General features: G+C 65.8%; 11 protein-coding genes, 1 tRNA gene and 1 pseudogene. 7 read left to right on the top strand and 6 right to left on the bottom strand.

The window, feature by feature from the left end; all coding sequences use genetic code 11:
• Positions 1 to 28: 28 nt before the first annotated feature.
• Complete coding sequence (locus DCD74_RS11595; protein ID WP_112927445.1) at positions 29 to 4,657, bottom strand: site-specific integrase; 4,629 nt, start codon at positions 4,655 to 4,657, stop codon at positions 29 to 31.
• Positions 4,658 to 4,944: 287 nt separating this feature from the next.
• Here DCD74_RS11595 and DCD74_RS11590 point away from each other — a divergent pair.
• The 3 genes from DCD74_RS11590 (at position 4,945) to DCD74_RS11580 (ending at position 5,996) form a co-directional block, all read left to right on the top strand.
• Positions 4,945 to 5,005 (top strand) — tRNA-Ile (locus tag DCD74_RS11590).
• 94 nt (positions 5,006 to 5,099) lie between these two features.
• On the top strand, positions 5,100 to 5,474 hold the full coding sequence (gene queD / locus DCD74_RS11585; RefSeq protein WP_112927444.1) for a 6-carboxytetrahydropterin synthase QueD: 375 nt from the start codon (positions 5,100 to 5,102) through the stop codon (positions 5,472 to 5,474).
• Between the two features lie 87 nt (positions 5,475 to 5,561).
• Positions 5,562 to 5,996 carry a phasin family protein gene (locus tag DCD74_RS11580; RefSeq protein ID WP_237049609.1) on the top strand — a complete coding sequence of 145 codons (435 nt, stop codon included), beginning with the start codon at positions 5,562 to 5,564 and terminating at the stop codon, positions 5,994 to 5,996.
• An 87-nt stretch (positions 5,997 to 6,083) separates the two neighbouring features.
• On the opposite strand, the pseudogene bioD reads toward DCD74_RS11580, so the two are convergent.
• A pseudogene (bioD, locus tag DCD74_RS11575) lies at positions 6,084 to 6,717 on the bottom strand (dethiobiotin synthase).
• Positions 6,718 to 6,751: 34 nt separating this feature from the next.
• On the opposite strand from bioD, the gene DCD74_RS11570 reads away from it, so the two are divergent.
• Complete coding sequence (locus tag DCD74_RS11570) at positions 6,752 to 7,234, top strand: GAF domain-containing protein (protein ID WP_112927442.1); 483 nt, start codon at positions 6,752 to 6,754, stop codon at positions 7,232 to 7,234.
• Positions 7,235 to 7,276: 42 nt separating this feature from the next.
• On the opposite strand, the gene cysK is transcribed toward DCD74_RS11570, so the two are convergent.
• Positions 7,277 to 8,236 (bottom strand): cysteine synthase A, encoded by a 960-nt coding sequence (cysK, locus tag DCD74_RS11565; protein WP_112927441.1) that lies wholly within the window; start codon positions 8,234 to 8,236, stop codon positions 7,277 to 7,279.
• 246 nt (positions 8,237 to 8,482) lie between these two features.
• Between cysK and DCD74_RS11560 the strand changes: the two genes are divergently transcribed.
• Positions 8,483 to 9,469: a LysR family transcriptional regulator gene (locus tag DCD74_RS11560; RefSeq protein ID WP_112927440.1), complete on the top strand. Its 987-nt coding sequence runs from the start codon at positions 8,483 to 8,485 to the stop codon at positions 9,467 to 9,469.
• 36 nt (positions 9,470 to 9,505) lie between these two features.
• Here DCD74_RS11560 and DCD74_RS11555 read toward each other — a convergent pair whose 3' ends face one another.
• Complete coding sequence (locus tag DCD74_RS11555; protein ID WP_112927439.1) at positions 9,506 to 11,173, bottom strand: phosphoethanolamine transferase; 1,668 nt, start codon at positions 11,171 to 11,173, stop codon at positions 9,506 to 9,508.
• A gap of 8 nt (positions 11,174 to 11,181) precedes the next feature.
• Positions 11,182 to 11,949 (bottom strand): phosphatase PAP2 family protein, encoded by a 768-nt coding sequence (locus DCD74_RS11550; RefSeq protein WP_237049608.1) that lies wholly within the window; start codon positions 11,947 to 11,949, stop codon positions 11,182 to 11,184.
• 152 nt (positions 11,950 to 12,101) lie between these two features.
• Between DCD74_RS11550 and DCD74_RS11545 the strand changes: the two genes are divergently transcribed.
• Together DCD74_RS11545 and DCD74_RS11540 are read left to right on the top strand one after the other, a co-directional pair.
• Positions 12,102 to 12,785 carry a response regulator transcription factor gene (locus DCD74_RS11545; RefSeq protein ID WP_112927828.1) on the top strand — a complete coding sequence of 228 codons (684 nt, stop codon included), beginning with the start codon at positions 12,102 to 12,104 and terminating at the stop codon, positions 12,783 to 12,785.
• A complete protein-coding gene (locus tag DCD74_RS11540; RefSeq protein WP_112927438.1) occupies positions 12,778 to 14,076 on the top strand; it encodes a sensor histidine kinase in 1,299 nt (432 codons plus the stop codon). Before DCD74_RS11545 ends, DCD74_RS11540 begins: the two co-directional genes overlap by 8 nt.
• 51 nt (positions 14,077 to 14,127) lie before the next feature.
• Here the strand turns inward: DCD74_RS11540 and glmS are convergent, their stop codons facing one another.
• A complete protein-coding gene (gene glmS, locus DCD74_RS11535; protein ID WP_112927437.1) occupies positions 14,128 to 15,957 on the bottom strand; it encodes a glutamine--fructose-6-phosphate transaminase (isomerizing) in 1,830 nt (609 codons plus the stop codon).
• Positions 15,958 to 16,024 lie beyond the last annotated feature (67 nt).

Genomic DNA, 16,024 nt, shown 5'->3' with positions numbered 1-16,024 from the left:
GAAATCCCGGCTCAGTTTTGCGTGGAAATCAACAGGGCAGGAAGGGCTTGAAGCGGCGAAGCGCCGGCGGTGGCGTGCGGACCTCGGCTGGCACGGCGGAAATTTCCGCATCCATGCGATCGAGCACCGTGCGCATCCTGGTCGGCCCATCGCGCCCCGCTCGAGTCCACGCGACGTCCAGTGGTCCTGACTCCAGACCTGACATGGCCAGTAGCGCGGACCGTGGCGCTTCAGAACCGGTCCGAAGATTCACGATCAAAAGACTGCATGGGTCATTGACGTAGCGTTCCACGGGAATTTGGATCACAGCATGCCCAGACGCCATCATCGCGCCATAGATATCGCGCGCCGTGGCCGCATCCAGGGATGCAATGGCCTGGTAGCGCTCTGAGATCCGGGTCTTGCGCAGCCAATAGCAGCTGGCGTCTCGGTCTCCCGTTGCCCACTTCAGCAGTGCATTGATGCGACTGGTGAGATGGTGGTCGTGTATCCGCGTCTTTCCGCCCGCCTTCATTGCGAACAGTGGCAGATCTCGCCACCCGCTTGGATCGAGGATTCGCTGCTCATCGATCCACTGCTGGATTTGATGTCGGTGCTTCGTCCAGAGTTCGCTGGTGAGGGAGACAAAGCCCCGCGAGGTGGCGGTCTTGGACTCAGCGTAGTCCCCCAAGCGGATATGGACATAATCCCCTGCGTCTCCGAAAAGCAGGACGTCGCCCAAAGTAAGTCCGTACGCTGAACCCGGTCGAATGCCCGATGCCTCCAGGATCAAGAACAAGATGACCCGCAACTGCGCAATCCGCAGGAAGTCAGGGCCTGCATCAATTCGTTGCGCTTCGCGCGCGTGGTCGGCCTGCAGCTCCTCCAAGACCGACTGACGCTCGGCAAGCGTCAACAACGCCGGGTGGATGCCCAGTGCCCGCGATCCGGCAATGACAGCCAGTTCAGTCATGTCCACGACGGGTCGTGCATGTACCCGCATCAGGTAACGATGAAGGCGCAGCAATTCCTCGAACGCGTACGGCCTGCCCTTGCTGGTCTTGGAAAGCAGAACTTCCCTGTAGAGGCGGTGAAGCTCCTCCGCAGATAGGCTGACGAGTTCGCGATCCCCAAGAAGGTCGAGCAGCGTCCAACCGATCTGGGAGACCTCGCGACGCAACGAGTGCTGAGATAGGCGATTACCGTCCTCACTGCCGTAGCGAAGGTGATCCAGTACATAGCGGATTAACAGCACGAGGTTGAGATCCTGGCTGACCTCACCATGGAGCTTTTCAAGCTCCACCCGAAGCCGGCGACGCCAACCATGGGTGCCATCGGACGCCTGTTCTGGCTTGCTGGCTTTGGTTGCCTTGAGGCGTCCGAGCTTGCGCTTGTTCAGCAGGCCAATGAAGCGGTCATAGTTTTGCCTTTGATTCGGCCTGGAAAGCTTGGCTGCCGCTTGATCCTCCAAGGGCGGTTCCGTGCCGCTGGCGTCCTTTTCCTTTTGGGTGTTGTTGGCCGTGTGGACAGGCCAGTTGTCATCGCGGGCGATGTTGCGAACGGGGGTTTCGGCTGCTGTTTGCGTTCCCGCTTGCAGAAGCAGACGCTCGATCCCGGACAGTTCGATGCAGGCAGCCGCCATGAGGGCGCCTTCAATTCTGGTGGCGGCAACGGATCGTCCACCCCAAGCAATGTCGTGGGAGAGGTGCGAGATGGCCCAGTCTTCCAAAGCTTCTAGGGAAGGTGCTGGGGAGGTGGGTGCGTGGCGTTTTCTTTTTGAGATCAAGGTCGCCGGCACGCCGCTGAACACCATGTGGAAATCAGCGCCATCCACTCGCGCATTGACGCGAATAACGTGTCCACGCGCCTCGGCACGCATGGCCGTGCGAGCGGCATGCGTCGCCGCCTGTGCCCAAGACAACCGCCTGTACATCGAAAACGCCAAGACGGACCAGACGGTCAATTGCCCTTGGTCCCGCACGTAGCCCATGCTGGCCCTGGCCTCGAGCCCCTGTCGTAGCGCGTGCGCGTGCCGAACCGCCAGACCCAAACCGGGTACGAAGGGCGAAGGGTCGGCTGTCACACTCAGGTAGGGACGCCCGGGAATAGGGCCTTGGACGACCCCGCGCTCCCGAGCGCGACGCACAAGACGGTAAAGCAGGATCCTGGCTGTGGCCGCTTCCAGTCCACTGGAAGGATCAAGATCTCCCAGCCGCACCCGATCGCAGATCAGTGCGTGGTGATCGGGCCCGAGCTCGACGGGGCCTTCGATACCGTCGATCTTGTCGAGGCGCTTGTTCTCGACATCGACGCGTAGGAGCGGGCTGAACTCCTGAAAGGCCTCCGCCAACCGAGCCAGGACCGAACTCTCGCATTCTTTCCAGCGATCGCGGAGCTGCAGTCGGAGCCGTTTCAGTGCTTCCTCGTGCTGGCGCTTGTGCGATGAGAATACGGCGTCCCAATCCTTGGGTTGCGGCATGGGAATGCCATCCCATGTCCAGCGTGTCTTCCGCGCCGAGGGTAGGTACCAGCCGTCCTTGACCAGCAGCTCGTCAATGGCCGATTCAAGCTCGCGCCCCAGATCGACCGGTGCGCGCGGCGAGAGATCCGCATGGAGGTGCGCTGCGGACACCACCCAGCCAAGCTGGCCATGCCGTAGTTCCGGATCGACCCGAATCGCCAGTAGGTGTTGGTTCAACCGATGGCGGAAGAAGTTGTCGACGGACTGCAGTTCGGGAGGCATGCCTTCGCGGAGGCGGGTGGCTGTCATAGGAGCGACCGTGCCATCTGGTGCTGGCACGCTAAACAAGGCTTGTTCACCTCGAAGAATCGCGGTGGCCAGCTCGCCTGCGGGTTCGCCTCCATGCTGTGCCGCGATTTCGATCAGGCGATCGAGGTAACGGCGAAAATCCGACAACCACAGACGGCCAGTGGCCGCGATGCGGGTGGCACGCAGCGCATCCACCTGCTTGTCCTGCAGGATGATCAACCCGTACTCAGGGATGACGTCCCACAAGAAAATCCGTCCCAATGCATCTTCGGGACGGTGTCCCGTGATGGCGCAAAGCGCAGCGACCAGGTGATCTCGGTGGGCGATCCATTCCGCCAGCCAGGCACAAGGCTGGTGTGACGCCTGCTTCATCGCCTCCCGGAGGTTCTTGGGCCACACCTTGGCGGCGGAATCGGTCAGGACCAGCCGTGATCCCATGTAGGCGTCCCGTCCAGGGATCACGGTGATGAGCTCACCAAAACGGCGGGACTGGATCCCGGCAATGTAGGTCGCCAGCTCAGTTTCAGGCATGGCCGAGTAGTAGGCAGGGATCGACGACATGCCGAAGGTGTCCGCCATCGCGAGCTGGGCCATTTCGGTGCCCAATACCGCGGCAATTTCAGAGGCCAGCGCAAGACGCGGTGCCAATGCCCCCACGTTGGCCTCAGGGAGTACTTGGGCGATCACGTCCCGCATCCGATAGGGCGGTGCCGGTGATGCGGCGAGCAAAGGTAGGACCGGTTGGCCACTAACGGCTTCCCCATCCGCGAGCGCGAGTAGCGTGGCATGCAACGAGTGGGGCAATGGCCACGCCATCACTTCGGTGCACGGTTGCAACCATTCACCTATGCCTTTCGGGGGGATGACGGCATTGGCGGGGCGTTTGAGGCGCCTGTAGAGCACCGGCTCGTGGGGGTCGATCGCGTATGGGCGCGCGGCGTCCTCTCCACCCCAGATGATGTCGCGCAGGTCGATCTCCCGGACGGCGCCGGCCAGGAGCAGCGTCAGGGCGGCAAAGGGCTCGCGGCCGGCCAGATCCTCACCAGGCCCCTTTTCCGCGCGACGGATTGCCTCATGACATAGCCGTTCATCCACAGGCCTGGGAAGCCGCAGCTCGGGGGGAGCCATCAGATCGCCAGCACTTTCTCGTTCCAAACGGTCGGAAGCGGCACGGCCCGCTCGACTCGTGGTCGTCACTGCCGCCTCAGGTACTGTCGCGGGAACGCCAAGGCACGACAAGGCGGTGCCGCCCTCAAGGTCGCCCGTCTCAATCGAGACAAGCAGCGTCGGATCTTCCAGCTGGGTGGCAAGGGCTTGAGGCTCCAGCGCCCGTCGCACGCGGTCGGGGTCCGCCAGCATCCACCGGGCCAAGGTAGGACGCAGCCAGGAGTCCCACTGCTGAATGAAGTGAGGGGGAAGCGCCTTTCTGATGGCCTCGTCGGTCTCAACGAGCCGGACAAGTTCGGGGATTGAGGAGACGGCGCCCAGCGCGCCTGACAAGGGTGAATTGGGTGTGTCTAGGGCGCCGCGTATGGTCGACAGCAACCGCATAGGGGGACCCCTGTCCGGTTCGCTTGCCTCCAGGAGGGCACAAAGGCCGATGCTGGTCAGTTGTTCCAGGCCTGCAGATCGGCCATGTAGATACCTGAACAACGTCGCGCTGCCCGGGTGATGCCTGTGGATCTGATTCGGAGACTCGACCGGCGCGTTCATCGACGCATGCGCCTTGAGTTCCTGGGCGTGCAGGGCGAGCTTGGCAATCAGGGGCGCGAGGATAGGTCGATCAAGAGGCCTGATGGCCGCCCCGATCTCGAGAAGAGTACGGCTAAGATCGGGCCGCCACGCCTCCGGAATGGTCGCCCGATCTAGTGCGAAGAAGATGTCCTTGTTCGGTATGCTTCCGTCCATGTGCCCGAAGGTAGTGCTAGGGTCACAAGCGCCGCAAGTGGACGTGACAGTCGATTTACAAATTCAATCTAGCTCAGTCACCCTCAATCGCATTTCATCCAGTTTTGCCAGAGTTGTATGTAAAACAACTGAAATTCGATAAATAGGCTTGTTCTAAGGGATTTTTTCTAGATCTAAGTGCCAGGAAGGCGCGCTAGGTTTACCGGCTTAGGTAGATTGGTGGCTTTTGGCGTATTTCAGCTGTCACGGGCTCATAATGGAGTCACCGCAGTACAATTTGGAATTCTGGCTATGTAGCTCAGCCGGTTAGAGCACGTCACTCATAATGGAGTCCACCCATAGCCACCATCGCATCGATGCATCAAACCCCGCCCGCGCGGGGTTTTTTGTGGCCACATAGCGCTACGCCGTGGTCCGCCACGCCCACCGGAGCCCCCTCCCCATGGACATCTTCAAGGTCTTCACCCTGGAAGCCGCGCACCGGCTGCCGAACGTGCCGGAAGGCCACAAATGCGCGCGCCTACACGGGCATTCGTTCCGGGTGGAGCTGCATGTCAGCGGCCCGCTGGACCCGCGGATGGGCTGGGTGATGGATTTCGCCGATCTCAAGGCGGCGTTCAAGCCGCTCTATGACCAGCTGGACCACCACTACCTCAACGACATCCCCGGCCTGGACAACCCCACCAGCGAACGCCTGGCCGAGTGGATCTGGGCGAAGCTCAAGCCCGACGTGCCGCTGCTGTCGGCGGTGGTGGTGCACGAGACCTGCACTTCCGGCTGCCGTTACACCGGGCCCGGCGCCGGTCCGGCCGCCTGAACTGAACATACGGAAACGATCCGAACTGGATTGTTGCATCGCACAAGAATCGTGTTATGCTGCATTGCACAAACCGGATGAGCCGGCTTGTGTCATACCCATTTCGAGGAATCGACCATGTACCAGCAGCAGTTCAATGAGCAGTTTGCCGCCGCTACGCGCCAGTTCGCTGAGACTGCGGCCCGTATCAACCGTCTGGCCATCGAGAACGTGGAGCAGGTGTTCGGCCTGCAGATCGCCACGCTTGAGCAGAACGCCGGCGCGACCTTCGCGTACTGGAACCAGCTGACCGAGGCCCGTGACGTCAACGGTCTGCGCGACGTGGTCCCGGCCGGCATCCAGATCGCCCGCGAGAACGCCGAGCGCGCCATCGCCGCCGGTCAGGAAATCTACGACCGCACCCTCAAGACCAACGAGACCATCGCCCAGATCGCCAAGGGCGAGATGGAGCAGGTCGCCGCCAAGGCTCAGGCCCAGGCGGAGAAGGTCGTGAAGACCGCCGCCAAGAAGGCCGCGCGTTGATCGACTGATCCCCTCCAGGATCTCAGAGGAAAACCGGCAGCTTCGGCTGCCGGTTTTTTTTGTGGGCGATGCGGAAGCGGCGGGGGCTCAGCCGCGCGCCATCACCCGCAGCGGCGGCATCCCCAGCACGCGTTCGAGGATGGCGAGGTTGTCGCCGTAGCGGGCCATGTCGATATCGACCGGGTTGGCGATCCAGCCGGTGAAGTCGCAGCCGTCGGCGCGGATCGCGGCCTGGGTGGCGCGGGCCTGGTGCACGCAGCCCAGCCGCATCCCCACCACCATCAGCACCGGCAGGCCGAGCGCGCGGGCGATGTCGGCCTGTTCGAGGGTCTCGGTGACCGGCGACAGCCAGCCGCCGACGCCTTCCACCAGCACGCCTTCATGGCCGGCACGCAGGCGTGCATGGGCGCGGCTGATGCGGGTCAGGTCGATTTCGACACCGGCCTCGGGCGGCGATTTCCGGGGCGACCGGCAGCGGCAGCGCGTAGGGATTGCGGTCGGCATACGCGGCGCTGTCAATGCCGTCGGCGTCGATATGGGCGAGCGTGTCTTCGCTGCGCCAGCCGTCCGCGGATTCGGTGCAGCCGCTGGCGACCGGCTTCATGCCGATGATGCGGCGGCCTGCATTGCGTGCTTCGCGCAGCAAGGCGCAGGTGACGAAGGTCTTGCCGATCTCGGTATCGGTGCCGGTGATGTAGAGGTCGGCGAAGGCTGGCTGCATCGCCGCATTATCGCCGTCCGCGTAGACTGGTGGCATGTTCACTTCAAGCACCCTGAGCGGCGACAAGCCGGAGCAATACGCGCAGCTGTTGTCGCAGGTCGAAGGCCTGCTGCACGGCGAGCGCGACCGCATCGCCAACGCGGCCAACCTGTCCGCGCTGCTGTTCAACGCCCTGCCCGATCTCAACTGGGCCGGCTTCTATCTGTATGACGGCACCGAGCTGGTGGTCGGCCCGTTCCAGGGCCTGCCGGCCTGCGTGCGCATCCCGCTCGACAAGGGCGTCTGCGGCGCCGCGGCGCGGACCCGCGAAACGCAGCGGGTGGAGGATGTGCATGCATTCCCCGGCCATATCGCTTGCGATTCGGCGTCGCGCTCGGAGATCGTGATCCCGCTGCTGCGCGATGGCGCATTGATCGGCGTGCTCGACATCGACAGCCCGCTGCCGGCGCGCTTCGACGAAGACGACCAGCGCGGGCTGGAAGCCATCGCCCGGGCCTGGCTCGACGCCACCGACTGACGGGCCGCGCGACGGCGGCCCGCGTCCGGTTCTACTTCGACATCAACCCAGCGATTCCAGCCAGGCGTCGTCGGAACCTTCGTTGACGCCTTCGAACAGGAAGGTCGAGAGGTAGCGCTCGCCGGTGTCGGGCAGCATCGCCAGCAGCACCGAACCTTCCGGCGCGTCTTCGGCCACCTTCAACGCGGCGGCGATGGTCGCGCCCGACGACAGCCCGGCAAAGATGCCCTCCTCCGCCGCCAGCCGGCGCGCGGTGTCGCGGGCCAGCACGTCATCGACCGGGACGATGTCATCGACCACGTCGCGGTTGAGCACGGCGGGCACGAAGTCCGGCGTCCAGCCCTGGATCTTGTGCGGCTGCCAGTCCTTGCCGCCGAGCAGCTGCGCGCCTTCCGGCTCGGAGGCGATGATGCGGATGTCCGGGCGGGCCAGCTTAAGCACCTCGCCGGCGCCGGTGAGCGTGCCGCCGGTGCCCCAGCCGCTGACGAAGTAGTCGAGCCGCTGGCCGGCGAAGTCGAGCAGGATTTCCGGGCCGGTGGTCTGGCGGTGGTAGGCGGGATTGGCCTCGTTCTCGAACTGGCGGGCCAGGAACCAGCCGTGTTTGTCGGCCAGTTCCTTGGCCTTGCGGACCATGCCGGTGCCGCGCTCGGCGGCCGGCGTCAGGATGACTTTCGCGCCGTACGCGCGCATCAGCTTGCGGCGCTCGATGGAGAAGGTCTCGGTCATGATCGCGACGAAGGGGTAGCCACGCGCGGCGGCGACCATCGCCAGCGCGACGCCGGTGTTGCCGGAGGTGGCCTCTACGATGGTCTGGCCGGGCTTCAGCAGGCCCTTGCGCTCGGCGTCCAGCACGATGGCCAGCGCCAGCCGGTCCTTGACCGAACCGCCGGGATTGAAGGATTCGACCTTCGTGTACAGCGCGACGTGCGCGGGCGCGAGGCGGTGGAGGCGCACGATGGGCGTGCGGCCGATGGTGTCGGTGATGCTGTCGTGGAGGGACATGGCGGCTGTGCTCGTGGGGAGGTGGGGAAGCGGCTTCGGCGTGGCGCCGGGCGGTCCACTGTCCGGGCGCCCGTGCTTCGCGCCGGTGAAGGCGCACAAGCCGATGCCCTCACGCTAGCCAACGATGCGGTGGCGCGGAAATGCGCAGGCGCATCCTCCATATAATCAATCGGCATATCAGGCGGCGGATGGATTCGCTCCGGCTATTCCCTGACCCGCGTCATCCTGCCCCGAAGCCGCATCGCCATGACCCTGACCCAGCTGCGTTACCTCGTCGCCATCGCCGATGCCGGGTCCAACATCACCCGTGCGGCGGCGCTGGTGCATGCCACCCAGCCGGGCCTGTCGCGGCAGCTCAAGCAGCTGGAGGACGAACTGGGCTTCCTGCTGTTCGCGCGGCGCGGCAAGGCGCTGGCCGAACCGACCCCGGCCGGCGAACAGGTGCTGGCGCACGCGCGCCGCCTGCTGGCGGAAGCCGCCAACATCCGCAGCCTGGCGGCCAATGAACGCGGCGACGGCCACGGCCAGCTGAGCATCGCCACCACCCACACGCAGGCGCGGTTCGTGCTGCCGCCTGCCATTGCGCGGGTGCATCAGGCCTATCCGCAGCTGGGCCTGCGCATCCAGCCGAGCGCCGATGCCGATGTGCTGGCGGAGCTGGCGCGTGGCGAGGCCGATGTCGCGCTGGTCAGCACCGCCGGTGCGCCGCCCGCCGATGGCGTCGCGGTGCCGCTGTTCCGCTGGCGCCGGCAGGTGCTGGTGCCGGCCGCGCATCCGCTGGCCGCCGGCACGCGCACGCCCACGCTGGCCGAACTGGCCGCGCTGTCGCTGGTGAGCTACGAATCATCGAACCAGGCGGACTCGTCGTTGCGTCGCGCCTTCGCCGGGGCCGGGCTGGAGCCGCATCTGGCGATGACCGCCCGCGACGCCGACCTGATCAAGACCTATGTGCGGGCGGGACTTGGTGTCGGCTTGCTGGCGGAGATGGCGGTGAGCCCGGTGCAGGATGCGGATCTGGTGGCGATGCCCGCGCCCGACGCGATCCCCGAATGCATCGCCTGGGCGGTGCTGCCTCGCGAACGCGTGCTGCGCGATGCCACGGTGGAACTGCTGGTCGCGCTGGCGCCGCAGCTCGACCGCCACGACCTGCACCGGGTCAGCGCCGGGCATCAATCGCCCGCATGGCCGGCGCCGCCGAGCTGGACGGCGCTGACGCAGGTGATCACCAGCTGAGGGGTTGGGCGCGATGCCGCCCCGGAAGTCGATGCGCTAGTTCTTCGCTGCCGTCGCCGATTCGCAGCCCTTGAGCAGGTCGAGGTCGGCGCGGTATTCCTCCGTCCGCACCTGCATCAATCCAAGCACGGAATGGAAGAGGTTGTCGTGGCTCGCCGGGCGCGTGGCCGCCTGCCGCACGCAGGCGAGGTCGATGCCGCGATCGGTGCGCATGCCCGGCGAAAACCACATCACCATCGGCACCTTGAGCTGGGTCTTCGGTGCGATGGCATACGGCACGCCGTGCAGGAACAGGCCGTCTTCGCCCAGCGATTCGCCGTGGTCAGAGACATACAGCAGCGCGGTGTCGCGGTCGTCCATCTTCGCCAGCATCGCGATGGCCTCGGCAAGGAAGGCATCGGTGTGGAGGATGGCGTTGTCGTAGGCGTTGACGATCTGCTGCGCGCTGCAGTCACGCAGCTCCATCGAGCGGCATTCGGGCTGGAATTTCGCCAGCGACGGCGGATAGCGCTTGAAATAGGCCGGCCCGTGGTTGCCCAGCTGGTGCAGCACGATGACCTGGTCGCCGGCATGTTTCGCCACTTCGGCTTCAAGGCCGTCGAGCATCACGTCGTCCAGGCAACCTTCGTCGGAGCAGGCCTTCGCCTGCGTGGTGTTCTGGAAGCTCTGGAACGGCAGGCCATCGCACACGCCCTTGCAGCCGCTCTGGTTGTCGCGCCAGAGCACGCCGATGCCGGCATGGTCGAGCACGTTGAGCAGTGACTGGCTGCCCTTGATGCGCTTGGCGTCGTAATCGTGGCGGCCGTAGGGCGAGAACATGCAGGGCAGCGAGACTTCGGTGGAAGAACCGCAGGCGGTGACATCGCCGAAGTTCACCAGATCCGCCACACCCGCCAGCTGCGGCGTGGTCTGCCGCACATAGCCGTTGAGCCCCCAGTTCTGCGCACGCACGGTCTCGCCGACCACGATGACCAGCAGGCGCGGCTTGCTGTCCCCGGCACGCGGCGCGACGGTCGCATGCAGGCCGACCGGCTGTTTCGCTTTCGCCGTGACATTGCCGCCATCGGTGAGCACGCGCCCCAGCGAGACCAGATAGTTGCCCGGCGCGACCAGATAGCGCAGCTCGCGGTGATTGCGCATCAACGATGAAGTCGCCTGGAACGAGGCGAAGATCGCCAGCGCCGCCACCAGCACGCTGGCCAGCAGCCAGGCAACGCGGATGCCCGTGGCACGCGCCAACGTGCGCTCGCGGATTCGCATGCGCCAGACCAGCAGCGACGGCAGCACGCCGAAGGCGAACAGCGAAGGCAGCAACGCGAGCGACATCAACTCGCGCGACTCCTTGCGGTCGGTGTGCAGGATGTTGCGGATCATGTCCGGGTCGAGATAGATCGTGTACGCACGCATGAAGTGCGCAGCCGCGGCGGTGACCAGCAGCAGCAGGATCAGTACCGGCTTGGTGGTCCAGCGGTTGAACAGCAGCAGGAGCAGAAAGGCGTGGAGCGCGGTGATGGCGATGAACAGGCTCGCCGCCAGCCCGATCCCCGCCGCGCCCTTGAACGCGCCGGTCGAGGTGGCGACGTGGAAGAACGTGCTGTTGGCGGTGATCGAGAAGAACAGCGACGCGAGCAGCGCCAGCATTTCCTGGCTGGGCTGCCAGCGGCCGATCATGCCGCGCCCGCGCACAGACGGCGTTTGTTCCATGACGGATTTCAAGCGCGCGCTCCCACCGGTTCCACCCCTGTCGATCGGTACAGGATAGCGACGGGCCAGAAGGCCTTGAACAGCAGCGTGGCGACGGTCCAGCAGATCATCAGCGTCCACAGGTCATGCGAGAGGAAGTGCGCGCCGCGCAGTTGCTGGGAGATGCCGAACAGCAGCCCAATGCCGAGCCCCACGCCCAGCCCCGTCCAGCGCCAGCGTGGCCGCAGCACCGCAAGAAGGTAATACAGCGCCATCCACGCATAGCCGCTGCTGGCATGCCCGGCCGGAAAACAGATGCCACGCCCGAGGCCCACGGGGCGCGTGCCCAGCAAGCCGATGAAAGGCCGCGTGCCGCCATAACGCGCCAGGTCCCATGGGCAATCCATATTGGTCCAGTGCTTGGTGAAACCGACCAGCGTCGTCGCCACCAGCACGCTCAGCAACAGATAGGCGAGCGGTTTGCGCCATGCGTGCAGCCCCTCGCGCCGCATCGACACCATCCACGCCACAGCCACCGCGCACCAGCCCAGTACGCTGAGCGCGTGACCGGCGCGATGCGCCATCGTTTCGGTGAGGAAGGCATCGCGCAACGCCCAACGGTGGCCCTGCCATGCATACAGACGATCCGCCCACTCGCCATCCCATCCCCCCAGATTCACCGCGGTGATCAGGAGCGCCAACACACCGAGCGGCAGCGCCAGATGGGTGATGCGGAAGCGTGCGTCGGCGGGCAAGCGGAAACGCAGCGGCAGGGTGATGGCGGGAACGAAGGACAACGCGGCATTCCGGTGGCTGGACGGAAGGCCATCGTCGTCAGCGCTTCGTCGGAGAACGGTCGGAACCGTATTCGCACCTCGTTAAATCCACCCGCGCGGACAGCGCCGCATCCAGCCGGTACGCTTGCCGCATATGCCCTGTGGACGATGCGATGCGCGTGCTGCTGGTGGAGGACAACCGCAATCTGGTGGCCCATCTGTTCGAACATTTCGAGCGGGCTGGGCATGCCGTGGATGTCGCCCCGGACGGACCGACCGGCCTGCATCTCGCACGCACCCAGCCCTATGACGTGGTGGTGCTGGACTGGGGCCTGCCGCGCATGGATGGCCATGCGGTGCTGACGCAACTCCGCGCCGATGGCCACGATGTGCCGGTGTTGATGCTGACCGCGCGCGAGGAAGTGCCGGACCGCATCGCCGGCCTGCGTGCGGGCGCCGATGACTACCTCGCCAAGCCCTTCGATCTGGAGGAACTGTCGCTGCGGCTGCAATCGCTGGTGGCGCGTTCAAGCGGCCAGGGCCGGCGCAGGGTGCTGCAGGTCGGCGACCTGGTGCTCAACCTGCAGACGCTGGAAGCCACCCGAGGCGGCCAGCCGCTGCATCTGTATCCCGCCGGTCGCAAGATCCTTGAAGTGTTGATGCGCGCCAGTCCCGGCGTGGTCACGCGGGCATGGCTGGAAGACGCGCTCTGGGGCGACGACACGCCCGATGCCGACCTGCTGCGCTCGCATGTCTACGAACTGCGCCGCAGCGTGGACGTGCCCTTCCCGACCCGGCTGATCCATACCGTGGCCCGCACCGGCTACCGCATCGCCGAAGGTGACACCGATGAATGACCCGCACGGCAAGCGCCCGAGCCTGCGCCGCCGCTTGATGCTGGGCCTGCTGGTCTATGTCGCGGCCTTGAGCGTCGCCGTGGCGGTGCAGGGCCTGGTCTTCAACGAACGCGCGGAGCGATTGGTCTGGGACACCCTGCTCAACAACGAGCTGGACCATCTCGATGAGCGCATCGCCCGCGATCCCGGCTTCCGCTGGACCGACACGCACGACATGGCGCTGTACCGGGCGCCGCGCACGATGCCTGCCGCGTTGTCGCATCTGCCGCCCGGCATCCACGACGATGTGATGGTCGATGGCCAGGAACGCATCGTGCTGGTGCGTGGCGAAGGCGCGACGCGCCAGGTGCTCACTCTCGACATCACCGATCTGGAAGAACGCGAGCATGACATGGCGCTGACCGTGATCGGTTCCGCGCTGACCCTGTTCCTGGTGATGGGGCTGCTGGCGTTCTGGGCGGCGGACCGCCTGATCACGCCGCTCTCGCGCATGGCCGGGCAGATCGGCCAGCTGCGGCCGGACCGCCCGGGCCAACGCATCGAGGTGTCGAAGGACGCCTCGGCCGAGATCGAGGTCATCGGCGATGCGCTCAACCACTACCTTGCGCGCAACGACCGTTTCGTCGAGCGCGAACGGCTGTTCATCGACATGGCCAGCCACGAACTGCGCACGCCGGTCACGGTGATCGCCAGCGCCACCGATCTGGCGATGCTCGACGCGGACACGCCCGCATCGGTGCGCACGCGGCTTGAGCGCATCCGCACCACCACCCGCGACCTGCAGGAGCTGCTCTCGCTGCTGCTGGTGTTGGCGCGTGATCCGGCCCGCCTGCATCGGGCGAGTGAGCCGGTCGATCTCGCTGCGCTGCTGCAGGGCATCGTCGAGGACCATCGCCATCTCGCCGAACACAAGGATCTCGACTTCCGCATCGACGCGGATGCCCCGGTGCAGGTCATCGCGCCGGTGCAGATCCTGCGCGCGGCGCTCGGCAACCTGCTGCGCAATGCCATCGAACACAGCGACCGCGGCGAGATCGTGGTGAAGCTTCAAGCACCGGCGACGGTGGTGATCGACGACCCCGGCCACGGCATGACACCGGAGGAAGTGAGCGCCGCCTATGCGCGGATCGCGCGCGGCGGTGGCGACCGTGGCGGCGGCGGCATCGGCCTCGACCTCATCGCGCGGCTGTGCGAACACCTGCGCTGGTCGCTCGACATCCACTCCGACCACGGGCAAGGCACCACCACGACGCTGCGGCTGGACGCGCCCGAAGAGATGGACGCGCGCTGACCGGATTGGCGCGCGGCCTCGCCCTGCAGTGCGAGGCGAACCACGTCCCGCTCACTCCACCGTGACGGATTTCGCCAGATTGCGCGGCTTGTCCACGTCGGTGCCGCGTGCAAGCGCCGCATGATAGGCGAGCATCTGCACCGGAATCGCGTGGACGATCGGCGACAGCACGCCGACATGGCGCGGGGTGCGGATCACATGCACGCCCTCGGACTCGCTGAAATTGCTGTCGGCATCGGCGAAGACGAACATCTCGCCGCCGCGCGCGCGCACTTCCTGGATGTTGGACTTCACCTTCTCCAGCAGGCTGTCGTTCGGCGCGATCACCACCACCGGCATGTCGCTGTCCACCAGCGCCAGCGGCCCGTGCTTGAGTTCGCCGGCCGGATAGGCCTCGGCATGGATGTAGCTGATCTCTTTCAGCTTCAACGCGCCTTCCAGCGCGATCGGGTAATGCACGCCACGGCCCAGGAACAGCGCGTGCTGCTTCGGCGCGAAGCGCTCGCTCCAGGCCGCGACCTGCGGCTCCAGGTTGAGCGCGTGCTGCACGCTGCCCGGCAGGTGGCGCAGGGCTTCGATCAAGGCCGCTTCCTGCGCCTCGTCCAGCTGCCCGCGCAGCTTGGCCAGCGTGCCGGTCAGGATGAACAACGCCGCCAGCTGGGTGGTGAAGGCCTTGGTCGAAGCGACGCCGATCTCGGCACCGGCACGGGTCAGGAAGACCAGCCTGCTGGCACGCGGGATCGCGCTTTCCGGCACGTTGCAGATCGACAACGTGCGGTCCTGGCCCTGCGCTTTGGCGTACTTCAGCGCCTCCATGGTGTCGAGCGTTTCGCCCGACTGCGAAATGGTGACGACCAGCTGGCGCGGATTCGCCACCACCTTGCGGTAGCGGTACTCGCTGGCGATGTCGACGCTGCACGGAATCCCGGCGATGTCCTCCAGCCAGTAACGCGCGACCAAGCCGGCGTAATAGCTGGTGCCGCAGGCGAGGATCTGCACCGAGTCGATGCCGTCCAGCACGCCCGCCGCATCCTCCCCGAACAGCTGGGTGTCGAAGCGGCCGAGGTCGGTCACGCCTTCCAGCGTGTCGGCCAGCGCACGCGGCTGCTCGTGGATTTCCTTCTGCATGAAGTGGCGGTACGGGCCCAGCTCCAGCGAGGCCAACGAAACATCGGACATGTGGATGTCGCGCTGCACCGCCGCGCCCGATGCATCGAAAACCTGCACCGCGTCGCGGCTGATGTCGGCGGTGTCACCTTCCTCCAGGAAGATCACCTTGCGCGTCTCCGACACGATCGCCGACACGTCGGAAGCGACGAAGTTCTCGCCCTCGCCCACACCGACCAGCAGCGGGCAACCCATCCGCGCCACCACCATGCGGTCAGGTTCCTTGCGGCTGATCACCGCCAGCGCATAGGCCCCATGCAGCTCGGCCACCGACTTCTGCAGCGCGTGCAGCAGGTCGTTTCCGTCTTTCAGGTGGTGGTGGATGAGGTGGGCGATGACTTCCGTATCGGTCTGCGACTCGAACACATAGCCCAGCGCCTTCAGCCGCTCGCGCTGTTCCTCGTGGTTCTCGATGATGCCGTTGTGCACCAGCGCCACGCCGGCGCTGATGTGCGGATGCGCGTTGCTTTCGGTCACGCCGCCGTGGGTGGCCCAGCGCGTATGACCGATACCGAGCGGGGCGTCGAAGTGCTCCGCCTGCGCGGCGGCTTCCATCTCGCTCACGCGCCCGGTGCGGCGCACGCGGCGCACATCCTGGTCTTCCACCACCGCGATGCCGGAGGAGTCGTAGCCGCGGTATTCGAGCCGCTTCAGGCCCTCCACCAGCACGGGGACCACATCACGCCCGGCAATGGCACCGACGATTCCGCACATGGGCACATCCTTCTGGAAAGTGCCGGCATTTTAGCGTCCGGCGACGGCACGGGCGCGTGCGTGGGAG

This window comes from Lysobacter oculi (assembly GCF_003293695.1).
In the GTDB taxonomy this organism is placed as follows: Bacteria; Pseudomonadota; Gammaproteobacteria; order Xanthomonadales; family Xanthomonadaceae; genus Solilutibacter; species Solilutibacter oculi.
This window is presented reverse-complemented; position numbering and strand designations above follow the sequence as displayed.